Source organism: Nonomuraea fuscirosea, from assembly GCF_003001935.1.
Lineage (GTDB): Bacteria > Actinomycetota > Actinomycetes > Streptosporangiales > Streptosporangiaceae > Nonomuraea > Nonomuraea fuscirosea.
Genome location: NZ_PVNG01000005.1, coordinates 313063 through 329666 on the forward strand (window position 1 = coordinate 313063; position 16604 = coordinate 329666).

The 16604-nt window shown below is 73.4% G+C and carries 9 protein-coding genes; 4 read left to right on the forward strand and 5 right to left on the reverse strand.

What is annotated here, in order from left to right:
• Positions 1-5: 5 nt before the first annotated feature.
• From B0I32_RS14310 to B0I32_RS14320, 3 genes are read right to left on the reverse strand one after another with little or no spacing between them, the layout of a single operon-like run.
• On the reverse strand, positions 6-848 hold the full coding sequence (locus B0I32_RS14310) for a carbohydrate ABC transporter permease (protein WP_106238883.1): 843 nt from the start codon (positions 846-848) through the stop codon (positions 6-8).
• Positions 845-1801: a carbohydrate ABC transporter permease gene (locus B0I32_RS14315; RefSeq protein ID WP_106239208.1), complete on the reverse strand. Its 957-nt coding sequence runs from the start codon at positions 1799-1801 to the stop codon at positions 845-847. The genes B0I32_RS14310 and B0I32_RS14315 overlap by 4 nt, the downstream gene beginning before the upstream one ends.
• A gap of 8 nt (positions 1802-1809) precedes the next feature.
• A complete protein-coding gene (locus B0I32_RS14320) occupies positions 1810-3294 on the reverse strand; it encodes an ABC transporter substrate-binding protein (protein WP_106238886.1) in 1485 nt (494 codons plus the stop codon).
• A 253-nt stretch (positions 3295-3547) separates the two neighbouring features.
• Between B0I32_RS14320 and B0I32_RS14325 the strand changes: the two genes are divergently transcribed.
• Positions 3548-4558: a LacI family DNA-binding transcriptional regulator gene (locus B0I32_RS14325; RefSeq protein WP_181307369.1), complete on the forward strand. Its 1011-nt coding sequence runs from the start codon at positions 3548-3550 to the stop codon at positions 4556-4558.
• 17 nt (positions 4559-4575) lie between these two features.
• Here B0I32_RS14325 and B0I32_RS14330 read toward each other — a convergent pair whose 3' ends face one another.
• Positions 4576-5796, reverse strand: coding sequence for an FAD-dependent monooxygenase (locus tag B0I32_RS14330; RefSeq protein ID WP_106238890.1), 1221 nt, complete (start codon positions 5794-5796; stop codon positions 4576-4578).
• A 165-nt stretch (positions 5797-5961) separates the two neighbouring features.
• A complete protein-coding gene (locus tag B0I32_RS14335; RefSeq protein ID WP_106238893.1) occupies positions 5962-8991 on the reverse strand; it encodes an AfsR/SARP family transcriptional regulator in 3030 nt (1009 codons plus the stop codon).
• A 152-nt stretch (positions 8992-9143) separates the two neighbouring features.
• On the opposite strand from B0I32_RS14335, the gene B0I32_RS14340 reads away from it, so the two are divergent.
• From B0I32_RS14340 to B0I32_RS14350, 3 genes are read left to right on the forward strand one after another with little or no spacing between them, the layout of a single operon-like run.
• Positions 9144-10472, forward strand: a complete 1329-nt coding sequence (locus tag B0I32_RS14340) for an SWIM zinc finger family protein (protein WP_106238894.1) — start codon at positions 9144-9146, stop codon at positions 10470-10472.
• Positions 10469-13705: a DUF7824 domain-containing protein gene (locus B0I32_RS14345; RefSeq protein ID WP_106238897.1), complete on the forward strand. Its 3237-nt coding sequence runs from the start codon at positions 10469-10471 to the stop codon at positions 13703-13705. Before B0I32_RS14340 ends, B0I32_RS14345 begins: the two co-directional genes overlap by 4 nt.
• Positions 13702-16587 (forward strand): hypothetical protein, encoded by a 2886-nt coding sequence (locus tag B0I32_RS14350; RefSeq protein WP_146178157.1) that lies wholly within the window; start codon positions 13702-13704, stop codon positions 16585-16587. The genes B0I32_RS14345 and B0I32_RS14350 overlap by 4 nt, the downstream gene beginning before the upstream one ends.
• The last annotated feature ends 17 nt before the right edge of the window (positions 16588-16604 follow it).

Consider the following 16604-nt stretch of genomic DNA (forward strand, 5'->3'; position numbering starts at 1 on the left):
GCGCGTCAGGACTTCACGGCTCCGGCGACGCCTTCGACGAAGTAGCGCTGGAGCGCGAGGAAGACGAGGAGCAGCGGGACCAGCGAGATGGTGCCCGCGGCGGCGAGGCCGGACCAGTCGGTGGAGTTGGTGCCGCGGAAGGCGAGCATGCCCACCGAGAGCGTGCGCAGGTCCGGGCGGCTGAAGGTGAAGACCAGCGGCAGGAGGAAGTTGTTCCAGGCCGCCAGGAAGGTCATCACGCTCACGGTCGCGGTGACCGGGCCGGCCAGGGGCAGCACGACGCGGAAGAACGTACGCAGGAAGCCCGCGCCGTCCATGATCGCCGCCTCTTCGAGCTCGCGCGGGATGCGGTTGAAGTAGCCGGCGTAGAGCAGGACGGCGGCGACGTGGCCGCCGCCCGCGAGGGCGAGGATGATGCCGGTACGCGAGTTCAGCAGCCCGAGCAGGTCGCTGAGCTCGACCACGGGGATGATGGTCAGGCCGCCGGGGGCGAACAGCGTGGCCACCAGCACGCCGACGACCACGCGCTTGCCGATGAACTCGCGGCGGGCGATGACGTAGCCGGCCAGGGCGCAGCGCAGGACGACCAGGACCACCGTGCCCAGGGTGACGATCACGCTGTTCACCGTGTAGAGCCCGAAGTCGGCGTCCTGCCAGGCCCGCGCGTAGTTCTCGAAGTGCGGCGAGCCGGGGAGCAGGCCGAGCCCGCCGGAGAAGACCCCCAGCGAGTCCTTCAGGGAGGCGGAGACGATCCAGAGCAGCGGATAGATCCACACCACGCAGATGACGGCGAGCACGGCCACCTGGGCCCAGATGCCCAGACGGCGGCGGCGGAGGGCGGTGTTCATGAGCTGCTCCTGACCCGGTTCGCGTAGCGGAGGCCGACGGCCTGGATCGCGGCGAAGACGAGCGTGAAGACCCCGAACAGCACGCCGAGCGCCGCGCCGTAGCCGAGCCGGGGCGTGGTGCCGGCGAAGGCCTGCTGGTAGATGTAGACCTCCGTGGTCAGGGTGGAGAAGAACGGCCCACCGTTCGTCATGGTCAGGACCAGGTCGAAGATCTGCATGGTCTCGATGGCCGTGAGCAGCGCGATGATGATCAGGAACGGCTTGAGCATCGGCAGCGTCACGTACCGCAGCGCCGCCCAGCCGCCCGCGCCGTCCGTCCGCGCGGCCTCGTAGACCGTGACGGGGATGGTCTGCAGCGCGGCCAGCCAGTAGACGAGGGTGATCCCGAACCACTTCCACATGTGCACGCCCATCACCGTCCACAGGGAGGTGGCGGGGTCGCCCAGGAAGTCGACGGGCTGGTCGACGATCCCGAGGTCGAGCAGCAGCTGGTTCACCGGGCCGCCGGCGGGGTCGAAGATGAACCCCATGACCACGCCGATGATCGCCGTCGTCGTCACCACGGGCACGAACAGCGCGGTCCTGAACAGCTTGGCCAGGGGCAGCCGCGGGTTGTTCAGGACGAGCGCGACCAGCAGGCTCAGCGCGACGCGCAGCGGCACGGTCACCGCGATGATCAGCAGGGTGACCCCGAGCGACTTCCAGAACAGCGGGTCGCCGAACGCCTCGCGGTAGTTGGCCAGACCGATGAAGGGGCGTTCCGCGCCGAGGCCGTTCCAGTCGAGCAGGGAGTAGTACAGGCCGGAGACGATCGGCCAGATCGTGTACATGCCGAACAGCACGACGGTGGGCAGCAGGAAGACGTACGACCAGCGTTCGGCCCAGATTCTGGCGGCGAGCCCCCGGCGGCGGGCCGGCACGAGCCGGCCGCCCGCCGGGGCCTTCCGCGTCATGGTGCTCATCACTGCCGGTACATCTCCGCCGTGTAGTCCTCGCCGCGCTTCCAGTTCGGGAACGCCCAGTCGTCGAGGCTCACCCGCACGCCCTTGCCCGACACCACCCGCGTGGCGCGCTCCCGCTCGGCGGTGAGCTTGCCGTTGTGCTCGCGCAGCGACTTCCCGATGTCGGTGATCTCGCCGCTGAGGATGCCCTGGGTGATCTCGCCGAGCGTGGGCCGCTGCTCCTTCATCTCGCTGATCACCTGCGTGACGGCGGGGTTGCGGGAGACGGGGCTGGGCGCGAGCCGTACGTTCCGGCCGAACAGCTCGACCGCCCGCTTGTACGTCGGGTGCACGTCCGCCGTGGCGACGGCCTCCAGGTCGAGGGGAACCTGGTCCATGTAGCCGGCCAGCGCCCGGCTGAACTCGGGTCCTGTGCACCGGGCGAGCAGTTCGGAGGCCGCCTCGACGTGCCTGGACTTGCTGGACACGAACAGCTGGCCCTGGGCGGGAGCGCCGTAGAGGACCGGCTCGCCGTCGGGCGAGGGCACGGGACCGACGCCGACCTTTCCGGCGAACTGCTTGAACTGCCCGTTGACCACGCCGATGTTCCACGACCCGTCGAAGAACATGCCCGCCACCCCGGTCGCCCATCTGGCCCGGGCGGTCCTGGCGTCCAGCGAGGTCGACGCGGGGAAGACGACCTTGTCACGGACCAGGGACAGCAGGAACTCCAGCGCCTGGACGAACGGCTCGCTCGCGTAGGGGTAGTCGCCGGTGCGCGGGTCCACCAGGCCCATCTCGCCGGCGCCCGGGATGATGGCGAACGCGGCTCCGGCCGACATGGCCAGCTCGGTCACGTGGGTCTGCATCCGCTCCTGGAACTGCAGCCCCTGGATCCAGCCGTACGCCCGGCCGCCGCCGTCCTTGGTGATGCGCGCGGCGAGGGCGCGGAACTCGTCCCACGTGGCCGGGCCCGCGTCCGGATCGCCGCCGGCCTTCTCGACCAGCTCGCGGTTGATCCAGGTGAGCGTGGTGTACTGGCGGGGGGTGAAGACGGGAAAGGTGTAGAGCTTGCCGTCGAAGACGTGCAGTCCTTCGAGCAGGCTGTCGGCGGGGAGTTTCGCCCGGATCGCGTCCGGGTCCGCCAGGGGGGAGAACCAGCCGCCGGCGACCAGGGCCGCCTCCGACGATCCGAGGCCGGCGACCGTGTGCACGTCGGCGATCTGGTTGCTCTTGAACGCCAGCTGCAGCGCCTGGCCCATCTCGCTCGGGTTGTAGACCACGTGCTCCACCCGGGTGCCGGGGTGGGCCTTGCCGTACTCGGCGAACATGCGCTCGTACAGCGGCTTGAGCGGCTGGAAGTGATCCCACCAGCGGATCACGTCGGCGCCGGCCGTGGTGACGGCCTCCTGCTGCGAGGTACGGCTGCATCCGGAGGCGCCGAGGACGCCCGCCAGAGCGGCGCCGGACAGTCCGAGGAATCGCCGGCGGCCGAGAACGGTCATGGTGGGTCCTCTCCTTCCCGCCGGAAGCGTGGCGCGGGAACTGAGACGAGGGAGCGGGGGATGGTCGAGGCGTCGGACCTGGGCCGATCCGAAGGCGAACGTTCGCCTATGGTGTGCCAGCCCAGGTGGCCACGTCAACCCTTCCGCGTTAGGGTGTGGACCAGTTCATCCCAGCCTGCAGGTGGGGAGCATGGCCGCGCGGCCGTGCTGCCACACCGACGATGCGAACGTTCGCCCTTCGGAGGTGACCACCGTGGCCAGTGTCTCGCTCAGAGACGTCGCCGCGCGCGCCAACGTGAGCTTCCAGACCGTGAGCAAGGTGCTCAACGGCAAGGGCGCCGTCAACCCGGCCACCCGGCAGCGCATCATCGAGGCGGCCGAGGAGATCGGCTACATCCCCAACGCGCTGGCCCGCAGCCTGAAGTCACGCAGCTCGCTGACCCTCGGGGTGATCACCGTCGACTTCAGCAACTCGACGCCGGCGCTGTCTCTGGTCGGCATCGAGCGCGAAGCCCGGCGGCACGGCCTCAGCGTGATCCTCAGCAGCCTGGAGCCCGACGGGTCCGACTGCGTGCGGTACCTGCGCGTGCTGATGGAACGCCGGGTCGACGGGATCATCATGAACGCCCCGGCGACCGAGGAGGACGAGGAGGTCGGGCGGCTGCTGCGGGCCGGGCCGCCGTGCGTCAGCCTGCACGACATCGCCGGCGGCGGGGTGCCGTCCGTCACCATCGAGGCGGAGAACAGCGCGGCGCTCCCGGTCCGCCACCTGCTCGCGCTCGGCCACCGCCGGATCGCCACGGTGACCGGACTTCAGCGGCGGCACAGCGCGCAGCAGCGCACCGCCGTCTACCGGGAGGTGCTGGCCGGGCACGGCGTGCCGGACGATCCGCTGCTGGTCGAGGACGGCGCGTGGGAGGTCGAGGGGGGCTACGCGGCCACGCACCGGCTGCTCGACCGAGCCCCCGACCTCACCGCGATCTATGTGCAGAACGATCTCATGGCGGTCGGGGTCCTCAACGCCCTGCACGAGAGGGGACGTCGTGTCCCCGACGACTGCTCGGTGGTCGGCTGCGACGACCATCCGGTCGCCGCCCGCACCATCCCGCCGCTGACGACCGTGCGCATGCCGTTCTTCGACGCCGGGGCGGCCGCCGTCCGCCTGCTCCTCGATCGCATCGCGGAGAGGAGCGCGGCGGAGGAGGAGGTCCTGCCCGTCTCCATGGTCTACCGCGCCTCCACCGCCGCGCCGCCGGCCGGTTGACGATCCGCCTGTGGGAGTCAGGATCCGCGCTTATGGAGTGACGGTGGGTAGTCGTCCAGGGTCATGGACTCGTACACGCGCCCGCTCTTGGTGGTGAGGCGGAGCAGGGCGCGCCTGGGGCCCGCGGGCAGGGCGGAGATCAGGCGGATGCCCTGGGTCAGCCCCGAGACGCCGAGGCGGGAGGTGGGCACCAGGGTTCTGGCCGCGCTGAGCGCCGCCGCGCGGCTGCCGCGCACGTGTTCCGCCATCGCGCGCTCGTACGCGGGGAAGGCGCGCTCGTGATCGCCGCCCGCCCGCGCCAGCTCCCCCGCCAGGACGTACGCGCCGACCACGGCCAGGCTGGTGCTGCCGCCGACGGCCGGTCCCGGGCAGTAGCCGGCGTCGCCGACGAGCGTCACCCGCCCCCGCGACCAGGTGTCCATGCGGACCTGGGTGATCGAGTCGAAGTAGAACGCCGGAGTGTCGTCGAGCTCGTCCAGCCATCGGTCCACCTCGGCGTGCAGCCCCTCGAACGCGCCGCGCAGCAGCTCCTTCTGCCGGGGCACGTCGTGCCGGTGGTAGTCCAGCTCGCGTTCGCTCCTGAACAGGAACAACGCCCGTGCCTCGCCGAGGTGCCGGGCGCCGTACATGCCGGCGGTGCGGCCGACGCCGACGTGCATGAGCATCTCGCCGTCGCGGCCGAAACCTTCCGGCAGGGTCAGCACCCCGAGATAGGCGCCGATGAAGGCGCCGAAGCGGGACTCCTCGCCGAAGACGAGGCGGCGCACGTTGGAGTGCAGCCCGTCCGCGCCGACGACGAGGTCGAAGCGGCGCGGCGGCGCGTTCTCGAACCGCACCTCCCCGTCGGGCGAGATCGCGGTGATGGAGTCGTCGAAGACGTACTCGACGTCGTCGCGCGTGGCGTCGTAACAGATCTCGCTCAGATCGTCGCGCATGATCTCGACGTGCCGTCCCGACGCGACGCTGAAGATCTTGGCGAGTTCGACCCGGACGGGACGCCGCGCGCCCTCCCCGCGCAGGGTCATCCTCGTCGCGCCGGTGGCCCGCTCCTCGACGCGCGGGAGCAGGCCCATCTTCTCCGTGATGTCCATCGCGGGCCGGAACAGGTCCACCGCGTGGCCGCCGGTTTTGCGCAGGGCCGGCGCCCGCTCGACGACGGTGACGGAGAAGCCGTGCCTGGTCAGCCAGTACGCCAGCACCGGGCCGGCGATGCTGGCTCCGGAGATGAGAATCCGCATGAACCTGCCCTCGTCTCTGTGGCTCCGCCGGCGGCGTGGCCGTCCACATGCGGCTCGATGGCGAAGCGGTCGTAATCTCAGTGTCGTCGCCGGCACGCGGCAGTGGATTGAACGAATGTTCCCCGGCCCGCTCGTCACGAGGGCGAAGCCGCGTCCGCCGTACGGTCAGGCGGTGTGCCGCTCGATCAGCGCGGCGACCTTGCCGGCCTCCGGTGGGGACGTGACCCGCAGGAAGGTGAGGGCGCGCCGCCAGGCGGCCACGGCGGCGGGCAGGTCTCCCGCGTCGCGGTGCACGTCGCCCAGCAGGCGCAGGGCCATGCCCTGGCGGCTCGGGGCCTGGATGGCCGCGCACATCGCGACGATCTCGTTGAGCAGCGCGGCCGCCGCGTCCAGGCGCCGCTGCCGGTGCCACACCTGAGCTCTGGTGAACAGCACCCGGGCCTGACCTATCTTGTCGTCTATATCGCGATAGATGGCGAGGGCCTGTTCCAGGAGGCGTTCGGCGTCGGCGAGATCGTGCCGCGCGAGCCGCGCCTCGGCCAGGCCCAGGGACGCGTAGGCGACGCCGCTCGGGAAGCCGAGCGCGTCGAGCACGCCCAGCGCCTGGCCGAAGTGCCCTTCCGCGCCGGCGGGGTCGCCCTGGGCGAGCACGATCTCCCCCAGCACGATCCTGGTGAACTCGCGCGAGCGCACGTCGCCGATCTCGTCCGCCGTCCGCACCGCCCGCCGGATGTACGTGTCCGCGAGCTCCAGCCGGCCCGTGCGGAAGTGGATCCGGCCGACGCCCCGCATGACGGTGATCTCCGTGCTCCGGTCGCCGGCCCGCGTCAGGGCGTCGCCGGCCTGCTCGTAGCAGGCCAGCGCGTCGGCGTCGCGCCCCCGCAGCCGGTGCAGCTCGGCCTGGTGGACGAGGGTCAGGGCGTGCCCGTGCCGGTCTCCTGCCTTGTCGAACAGCTCCAGGGCCTCCTCCAGGGCCAGGCCGCAGCCGTCCAGGTCGTCGAGGGCCAGGCACAGCCGGGCGAGCCCGGTCAGCATGGCCGCCTGCCCGCGCAGGTCGCCCGACACGCGGGCGCTGCGCAGCGCGGTCTCGTGCGTGGTACGCCAGGCGGTGTAGGAGTTCCTGGTCTGGAGCAGGTCCACGGTGCTGGTGGCCAGATCCCAGCACAGCTCGTCGAACCCCAGCGCCGCACATTGGCGCACGCCCGCCACGACGCCCGCCGCCTCGGCCTCGATCCAGGCCATCGGGTCGGCCACCACGTGCTCCGCGGCCTTCGCGTCCGGCCGCCAGACGATCCCGTCGCCGTGGACGACCCGGTAGTCGCCGCCGCAGAGCCGCTGGTGCGCGCGCTGGGCCAGGTCCAGCCAGCCGCTGAAGGCCCGTTCGAGAGCGGCGGAACGTGCGCCGTCCGTCTCGTCGGCCTCGGCCCGCTCCCGCGCGTACTCCCTGATCAGGTCGTGGAACCGGAACCGCACCTGCCCACCGGGCCCGTGGCCGGCCACTTCGAGCAGCCGGATGTCGGCCAGCTCCTCCATCAGCTGCTCGGCCTCGACCTCGGACGTGTCCAGCAGGGCCGCGCCGGCCCAGACCGCGAAGTCCGGCGCTTCCAGCAGGCCCAGCCGGCGGAACATCCGCTGGGCCTGGGCCGGCAGGCCCTGGTAGCCGATGGCGATGCCGGCCCGGACCTCGCGGGAGCCGTGGGAGAGCTGGCCCAGCCGGCCGCGGGTGTCGCTCAGCCGGGTGATCAGGTGGCCCAGGTCCCAGTGGGGCCGCGCGGCGAGCTTGGCGCCGGCGATGCGCACGGCCAACGGCAGCTCGCCGCAGAGCCGGACCAGGGTGCGGGCGTCGGAGGGCGCCTCGGCCACCTTCTCGGCGCCGATGATGTTCCCCAGCAGCTCGACAGCGTCCGCGACGGGCAGGACGTCGAGGTCGATGCGCCGGGTCGCGGGGAGCATGGCCAGCCGCTGCCTGCTGGTGATCAGCACGGCGCAGCCGCGCGTGCCCGGGATGAGCGGGCGGACCTGCGCCTCGTCCGCCGCGTTGTCCAGCACCATGAGGTAGCGCCGGTCGGCCAGGCTCTCGCGGTAGAGCTCGACGCGCTGGTCGAGGTCGGCCGGCAGCCGGGAGGCGTCCAGGCCCAGGGCGCGCAGGAACCGGCCCAGCGCCTCGGCCGCGTCGAGCGGATGCCGCTCGCAGCCGCGCAGGTCGATGTACAGCTGGCCGTCGGGGAACTCGTGCCTGAGCCGGTGCGCGACGTGCACGGCTAGCGTGGTCTTGCCCGCGCCTCCCTGGCCGGAGATGGCGCTGACCGGCACGGCCGTGCCGGCGGGCGCGCCGTGGCCGTGCGCCGAGAGCAGGTTCCCGGTCACCGCGGCCACCTCGTCGCGCCGGCCCACGAAGTCGGCGTGGTCGGGCGGGAGCTGGCAGACCGTGGCGCGCGGTCCGTGCTCGGCCGCTCTCAGGTCGTCGGCCAGGATGACCGCGTGCAGCCGGCGCAGGTCGAGGCCGGGTTCGACGCCCAGCTCCGCGACGACGTGGGTGCGGGCCCGCTGGTAGGCCTCCAGGGCTCGGTGGCGCTGGCCGGTCCGTACGTACGCGAGCATGAGCAGGTGCCAGCCCCGCTCGCACAGGGGCTGCTCGGCGAGGAGCGGCCGCAGGTCGCCGATGGCCTCGGCGGGCATGCCTGCGCCCAGCTTGCCCTCCGCGCCGTCCAGGCGCGCCTCGACCAGCCGTTCCGCCAGCTCCGCCAGCCGCTCGCGCATCCAGTCGTGCACCTGGACGCCTTCGGCCGGCCGCCCCCGCGACAACGCCAGGGCCCCCTGGAACCCGCGTATCGCGGCGACCAGATCGCCCCGCCGCATGTCGGCCCGCGCCCGGCGCACCTCCCGGTCGAAGACCAGCAGGTCGACGTCCTCCTCATCGGCTTCGAGCAGGTAGCCCGAGCCCGTGGTGAACAGCCGGAGGTCGGACGCGAGCGCCTTCCTGATGCGGGCGACGTGGGTCTGCAGGTTGGAGACGGCGGAGGGCGGAGCCGCCGCCCACAGCGCGGCGATCAGCCGGTCCCTGGGGACGGGCGTGTTGACGTTGAGGAGGAGCGTGGTCAGGACCGCGGCCTCTTTGCCCTTGAGCGCGATCTCCCGCCCGTCCGCCGCCCGCACCTGGACGGGGCCCAGGATGCCGAACGTCGCTCCCGCCATAGCCGTGCCCCCGCTGAGTGGATGTGTGGCTCCCCCGACAGAGTTCGATCACTAGTAGCGCGCGGTCAGGGCGGCCGTCAAGGCCGGGGTCCTATGCCCTCGCTCACATCGGCCGAGCCGGTTTGTCGGTGTGTTGATCTACTGTCCCGGCCATGACCTCAACGACGCAGGCGTACACGTACGCCGCGCCCTCCTCCCTCGTCGACGGCCGGCTCGGCCTGGCGACCTCCGGCGGCCGGGCCCTGTCCGGCCCGGCCGTCGCCCCCCGGTTCTTCAGCGGCGTGGTGACCCAGGCCGCCCCCGCCGCGGCGGCCCTGCTCGGTGTCGCCGACGTGGCGCTGGCCCGCTACCACCAGCCGCAGTCGCGGCCCGGCTGGGTGCGCGACCCCGTGGTGACGTGCAACGGCGACCGGCTCAGGTTCGAGTCGTTCTCGGCCTGCGGCGGCGTCTACGCCCGGCTCGACCTGCTGAGCGGCGCGCTCGACGGCGAGGTGTTCGACCGGGGCACCACCAACGTCGACGTGAACGCGCCGCTGCGCGAGGCTCTGGCCCGCATCGGCGCGCGTGACCCGCTGCACCTGGGGGTGGGCCTGGACGAGCTGGTCGTGACCACGATGGACGGCGCGGTGGTGGAGAAGAAGGTGCCGCTGCCCGAGCGCTGGCTGCGCGGCTTCGCCGAGGTGCAGGTCATCGCCTCCGGCATGGACCAGCGCGGCGAGCTGGCCGGCATGGCGGCGGTGCGGTTCCTGCGCGGGCTGCCCAGGAAGGGCACGGTGTGGGTGGCGCAGGCGGGGCGCGAGCTGAAGGTCTCGCCGCGTCAGGTCCCCGGCTCGGTCCAGCTCGCCGGCCCCAACCGGCTGGCCACCCTGCTGCCGCTGCTGCGCTTCGCGAAGTCCCTGCGGGTGTACGGCCCGGCCGACGCCGCCTCCAGCGCCTGGGAGCTGGAGCTGCCCGGCATGCGCTACACGCTGACCCTGTCGCCCGAGCGCTGGCGCGGCTTCTCCGGCGAGGGCGCGGTGCTCGACGACCTGGCCACCGACGAGGCCGAGAACGACGCCGACGTGGTGGGCATGCTGCTCAACTTCGAGCCCGAGGTCGAGATCGGCCTGCTGGCGGACCGGGCCGGTCTGCCCGCCGACCGGGTGCGGGCGGCGCTGACCCAGCTCGGCGTGGCCGGCCGGGTCGGCTACGACCTGTCGGAGGCCGCCCACTTCCATCGCGAGCTGCCGTACGACAAGGACGACGTGAGCCTGCTCAACCCGCGGCTGGCCAAGGCGCGCAGGCTCGTCGAGGCGGGCGCCGTGCGGCTCGAAGGCGAGTCGGCCACCGTCCGCACCACGGGCGGCACCCGCCGGGTCTCGCCGGCCGACGGCTCCTGCACCTGCGAGTGGTGGTGGGACCATCGCGGCTCGCGCGGGCCGTGCAAACACGTGCTGGCCGCCCGGATCGTCGCCCGCGCCGCCGTGGAGGTCTCCCGATGAGCCTCTGGACCGAGATCCGCGACCTGGTCGCCCGCGGCCAGGTCACCCTCCTGGCCGCCCGGCTGGTCAAGCTCACCGACGCGGAACGCGCCGAGCTCGGCGCGCGTTTACCCGGCCTGGTCAAGGAGCTGCGCCACGTCCACGCCGAGCAGGTGCGCGCCGCGCATCCCGACGACTTCGACGACGAGCTGGAGTCCTGGGAGATCGGCGACCTGATCGACACGGCCGCCCCCGCGTTGCTGCTGACCGGGGTCGCCGTCATCACCGGTCCGGCCGCCGCCGTGACGTGGATGACCAGCCGCGACGTCAACCGCCGCTGGGCCGGGGACATCGACGTCATCCAGGTGTGCCGGGTGGCGGCCACCCGTCCCCTGGAGTGGCGCCGCGACGTCGCCGTCCGGCTGGCCAGGCGGATCCGCCGCCCAGGCGACCGCATCGCGCCGCTGGCCGTGGCGCTGCTGCGCGAGTCCGGCGCTGCGCCGCCCGACCACGACCCGCTGGTGGCCGCCTGGCTGGCCGGGCCGGTCGTGGCCCGTGACCCGCTGACGCGCGTGCTGCTGCCCCGGGTCTTCGACGCCGACGGCGCGGGCCGCGCCCTGCGTGACGAGCGGCTGGAGCCGCGGCCGTCGCACTGGCTGGCCGCCGCCGTCCGCGAGCTGCCCAGGCAGCAGGTGCTCGACGGTTGCGTGAGCCGTTTCCTGCGCGGCGGCGAGGCGCAGGATCTGCGCTTCTTCGTCCGGCTGCACACGCTGCTCGCCCCCACGCCCGCCGAGTCCGCTCCCCGCCTGCGCGACTACCTGCGGCTGCTGCCGTCCGCGCCCGGCCCGGTCGCCGAGCTGGCCGCCGGGCAGGTGCGCGCGGCGCCGCCGCTCGGCCACGCCGACCTGGTCGAGGCGGTCGAGGCGCTCACCTTCAGGGCCGAGGCCAAGCTCGCCGTCACGGGGCTGCGCTGGCTCGACCAGGCGCTCCGTGCCGCGCCGGAGGCGGCCGGCGACTTCGTGCCCGCGCTGACCACGGCGTACGCGCACCAGTCCTTCGACGTACGCAACCGCGCGGTCGAGCTGAGCCTGAAGCACGCCGAGGTGTTCGCCGGCCACTCCGAGGCGATCCGCGACGGCCTGCACCACCTCCCCGCCGACCTGGGCGCGAAGCTGGCCGAGCGGTTCGGCGGGGAGATCCCGGCCGAGGCGCTGCCGGAGCGCAAGGAGTTCCCGCCGCTGCCGGAACCCGCCGCGCCGCGGCCGTTCCCCGAGCCTTCGCTCTCCCTGAGCGACGGCGAGCGCTGGGTCCGCGACGAACGCTGGCTGGCCGCCTTCGTCGCCGCGGCCGCCGGTGACCGGGAAGAGCTGCGCCGTCAGCTCGGGCCCCGCGTCGAGCAGGGCCTGCCTCACTGGCAGGACTGGCGGCGCAAGGACATGCGCCTCGACCCGGACGACTGGCAGTCGACGTTGTGCGCCGAGCTCGTGACCCCCGGCAGCGTGCCCGAACGGCCGCCGGTCGGGCCGCAGAAGTTCTGGGACGCCGCGAACCACTCCGTACGGGTGCGCGTCCTCACCCGTGGCGAGGAGCCCGACGACGAGCCGTCGCCCCGGCGGATCACCGTGGGAGGCTTCCACCGGCCCGGCCGCTACCTCGACGACGACGCCCCGCTGCGTGCCTTCTTCATCACCTGGACCAGCGACGACGGCCCCGCTCATGCGGTGGCCCACGAAGGCGGGCGGCCGGTCCCGTTCGCCGGCGGCCGGATCCACCTGGGCCCCTCCCCCACCGACACCACCGACGCCACCGACGCCACCGAGCCCAGGGATCCCACCGATCCCACTGACGCCGAGCAGCCGCCGGAGCGCGGCGAGGACCCGCGGCCGGATCGTCCGGTGGGGACCCGCGCCTGTTACGACGACTCAGCGGAGGCCATGCCGTCCCACGTCCTGAGCCTCGCCTACGACCGGATGGCCGAGCTCGGCGTCGACCCCGCCCGGATCAGGGCGATGCTGGCAGGAGGCCCAGTGCCTCCGCCGGGCGCGGACGAGCCGCTCGTGCAGGTGACCGTGGTCTTCGTCCCGCCCCGGCTGCGTTCGTTCCTGCCCAAGGCGCTGCCCGAGCACGAGGAGTGGCGGCGGCGCAACCACCTGCCCCATCCCCACCGCGTCACCCCGCCGCACGACTTCCTGCTCCTCCGCTACGCCGAGCTCCTCGCGGCCCTGCGCGACGGCGTCCTGCCGCCGGTGTTGCTGGCCACGCCGACCTGGATGAGCGGCCATCTCGACCCCGACGTGCTGGTCGACCGGCTGGAGACCTGCGCCGCCGCCGGCGTCGAGCCGGTCCCGTCCGACCTGGCGCAGGCGCTGCTGCGGCTGCCCAGGGGCCGCCACCAGGCCGCGGCCGAGCGGGCGGCCAAGGTCGACTCGGAGGCGGCGCGCTCTGCCGCCCACTGGCTCGCCGGTGACGGTATGGCCGACCCCGAGTGCGGCCTGGTGTGGCGTCACATGGTCGACGCGTCCATGGTCGAGTTCGGCGACACGGAGCCGGAACACTTCACCTCGGTCAGGTTGCGGCCCGTGCTGCGGGTGACGGCCCCGACCGGCCACCGGCTGATCGACGAGGTGCTGCTGCGCGAGCCGTCCGACTACCTTTACGACGACTACAACAGCACGACGTGGGCCTGGCCCGCCATGCTGCCCTCGCATCGCGAGATCGTGGCCGTCAACCTCCTGCCCTACCTGCTGCGCGGCCACTGGGGCACGTGGGCGGTTCCGGCGGAGCTCGCCGGCCTGGAGATCGCCCAGGGCCCGCTCGGCGAGGCCACCGCGGTGACGCTCGCCTTCCTCCTCGTCCAGGGTGTGCCCGGCCTGGTCCCGCTGATCCTGCGCCTGGCCGCCAAGGGCGAACTGCCCGCCGAGGCGATCGGCCGCCAGCTCGCGCTGGTGCTGCGCCGCACCTGGCTGGAGACCCGTCCCGCCATCACGGCCCTGACGGAGCTGGCCGAGGCCGGCGGCCACCACGAGGTGTGGCGCATCCTGCACGCCCTGCTGCCCGAACTGCTGCCGCGCGAGGGGCAGCGCGCCAACGTGACCCACACCGAGCTCGTCGCCCTCGCCGCCGACGTGGCCGGCTGGACCGGCGCGCGCGGGGAGATCCCGGCCGTGACCGCGTTCACGGGCAGCCGACGCAAGAGCCGCTTCGCCCACGAGTGCCAGCGCCTGCACACCCAGCTCACGGGGGCCACGTCATGACCATCGACGCCATTCGTACAGAGATCAAGGCTCTTGTGTTCGACCACGACGCCGAGGGGCTGGCCGGGCGATTAGCGCGGCTCACCGACGCGGAGCGGGCCGCTGTCGCCGCCGACGCGCGCGGTCTGCTCGCCGAGCTCCGTACCGACTGGGATGCCGGCTGGGGAGTCGGCGGGCTGGTCGTCGGCGCGGCCGAGGTGATGATGATGGTGGGCGCGGCGACCCTGCCGGGTCCGGCCGGGGCGGCCACCTGGCTGACGCGGCGCGACCTCAACCCCCGCTGGTCCGACGCGCCGAACCCGCACCGGCTGGTGCGCGCGATCTCCGGTCGCCCGGCGTCTTGGCGTGCCGATCTAGCGGTACGGCTGGCGCGCCGCGTCCGCCGTACCGACGACCGGTTCGTGCCACTGGCCCTGGCGCTGCTGCGTGACGCCGGGGTCACCCCGCCCGACCACGAACCCCTGGTGGCGGCCTGGCTGTCGGCGACGGTCCTGGCCGAAGACCCGCTGACCCCTCACCTGCTGCCGAAGATCTTCGAGGCCACCGGCGCGGGCCGGGCCCTGTCCGCCGAGACGCTCACCCCGCAGCCGTCCCACTGGCTCGCCCTGACCGCCCGCACGCTGCCGCGCGAGCAGATCATCGTCGGCTGCGTGGGCCGGTTCCTGCGCGGCGGCGACGGGCGGGACCTGCGTTTCTTCGTCCGGCTGCACACGTTCGTCGCACCTACGCCGCAGGAGTCTGCCGGGCGGCTGCGCGACTACCTGCGGCTGCTGCCCGTCGCGCCCGGCCAGGTGGCCGAGCTGGCCTGGCGGCAGGTGCGCGGGGCGCGGCTCGATCCCGCGGACGTGGCCGAGGCCATCGAGGCGATGACCTTCCGCCAGGAGACCGGGCTCGCCGTGAAGGGCCTGACCTGGCTCGACCGTCATCTCGGCCGCCATCCGGAACGGGTGTCCGACCACGTCACCGCGCTGACCCACGCCTACGGGCACGCCTCGCACGAGGTACGCGACCGCGCGGTCACCCTCACCCTCAAGCACGCCGCCCATCTCACTGACACGGCCCCGATCCTGGAGGCGGCCGACCTGCTCCCCTCCGCCTCGGCCCGGCAGCTCTTCGAGCGCTTCACCGAGGACTGGAGCGGCGACTTCACCCCCGGCCGCCTGCCCGAGGCCACCGTCCCCGGCCCGTTCCCCGGGTCAGGTCCGGCGAGCGGTCCGCTGGAGGTGGGCGACTGGGTCGGGGTCGAGGCGTGGCTGGCGGCGGTCACGCGGCAGGCGCACGCGGACCGGGACGCTCTGAAGCAGACGCTGGCCCGGCGGTTCGGCGAAGAGCTGCGGCCGGTGCTCTACGACATGCCGGCGTGGCGCTCGCCTCGTGACTGGTGCACCGCGCTGGCCAGGGAACTCGTCAACCCCGGCGAGGATCCGGGCCCGCCGGACGCACGTCCGCCGAGGCGGCGCTCCTCGTCGCGCGGGACGACGTCCGAGGGAGGGCGCGCCTCTACGCGGGGGACGACGTCCGACGAGCGGCAGGCTTCGTCCTGGGCTACGTCGTCCGGGGAGCGGCGGTCCGGGGCGGAGGAACCGGGTGATCTCGGGCAAGCCCTGTACGACAGCATGATGAACGTCGCGGCCACGGCGTACCAGCTGTTCCCCGGCCTGCGCACGATCTTCCCGCTGCACGAGATGCCCGACTCCTTCCAGGAGGAGTTCCTGCGGACGACCGATCTCCGGACGGATCCGCCCGAACCGGAGGCCCCACCTGAGGACCTCTACGACCCGCGGACCCGGCCCGCACCCGCCCCCTGGAACCGTCTCCCCTCGCCGCGGCGGTGCGCCGGCCCCGACCTCTTCCTGCTGTCGCGCCTCGACGAGCTGCTGCGCGCGGCCAAGGCCGGCACTCTGCCCCCGGTCCTGCTGGCCACCCCCACCCGTGCCGACGGCCACCTCGATCCGGAGACCCTGCTCGATCGCCTGATCGAATGCGCGGCGGCCGGGCGCGAGCCGCTGCCGCTGGACCTGCAGCAGGCCTTGTTGCGCGTCCCGCCCGGCCCCTCCCCCGATCTGGCCGAACGCGCGAGAGCCATCGGGACGGCCGCCGCCGCGACGGTCGCCCACTGGTTCGGGCGCGGCGCGCTCCCGTCCCCGCGGGTGGAGCTGACCTGGACCCTCCGCCCTGGCTCCTACGGCGATCAGGCCCTCGACCAAGACGCCAAGGTGAGCTGGGAGCCGATCCCGCCCACGGGTCTCGCCCACCTCGACACCCTGCTGACGGCGCCCGAGACGATCTCGTTCCGGCGCGGGTCACGGGAGTTCTGGCCGGGGATGACGCCCCATCACCGGGAGCTGGCGGCGGCGCACCTGGCGGTCGGCCTGATCGACGGGTTCCACCAGCCCCAGCTCACGATCGACGACCTCAGCGCCCTGGCTCAGGCCGAAGGCACGTCAGGGCCGGCGACGGCGCTGATCCTGGCCTACTTCCTCACCCTGGAGGGCGACGAGGCGGTGCCCCCGCTGCTGCGGCTGGCGGCCGAGGGCGCGCTGCCCGCCGCCGAGACGGGCCGGCTGCTGGGGCTGCTGGACCGGCGTACGCGTCATGCGGCGGGGCCCGCGTTGCCCTCGCTGGAGCTGGCCGCCAGGCAGGGCGCGCACGAAGAGGTCTGGACGATCCTGTGTCACTTCCTGGCCGTCTTCCTCCCCGGGGAGGGCGAACGGGCCCAGCGCCCGCACACCGACGCCGTCGTCCTGGCCACCACCATCGCCACGTGGGCCGGCGCACGGGGCGAGATCCCCGAGGTGGCCGCGTACGCGAAAAGGCGCGGTTCGACCTCGCTGACCAGGGCCTGCCGCGGCCTGCACCAGCTCCTGACCCGGCAGACCTGACCGGCTCGGCTGGCGCG

What these genes read in the sequence shown, in the direction of transcription:
- B0I32_RS14350 (WP_146178157.1), top strand. Translation starts at nt 13,702, where the DNA reads ATGACCATCGACGCCATTCGTACAGAGATCAAGGCTCTTGTGTTCGAC.
- B0I32_RS14335 (WP_106238893.1), bottom strand. Translation starts at nt 8,991, where the DNA reads ATGGCGGGAGCGACGTTCGGCATCCTGGGCCCCGTCCAGGTGCGGGCG.
- B0I32_RS14340 (WP_106238894.1), top strand. Translation starts at nt 9,144, where the DNA reads ATGACCTCAACGACGCAGGCGTACACGTACGCCGCGCCCTCCTCCCTC.
- B0I32_RS14330 (WP_106238890.1), bottom strand. Translation starts at nt 5,796, where the DNA reads ATGCGGATTCTCATCTCCGGAGCCAGCATCGCCGGCCCGGTGCTGGCG.
- B0I32_RS14315 (WP_106239208.1), bottom strand. Translation starts at nt 1,801, where the DNA reads ATGACGCGGAAGGCCCCGGCGGGCGGCCGGCTCGTGCCGGCCCGCCGC.
- B0I32_RS14310 (WP_106238883.1), bottom strand. Translation starts at nt 848, where the DNA reads ATGAACACCGCCCTCCGCCGCCGCCGTCTGGGCATCTGGGCCCAGGTG.
- B0I32_RS14345 (WP_106238897.1), top strand. Translation starts at nt 10,469, where the DNA reads ATGAGCCTCTGGACCGAGATCCGCGACCTGGTCGCCCGCGGCCAGGTC.
- B0I32_RS14320 (WP_106238886.1), bottom strand. Translation starts at nt 3,294, where the DNA reads ATGACCGTTCTCGGCCGCCGGCGATTCCTCGGACTGTCCGGCGCCGCT.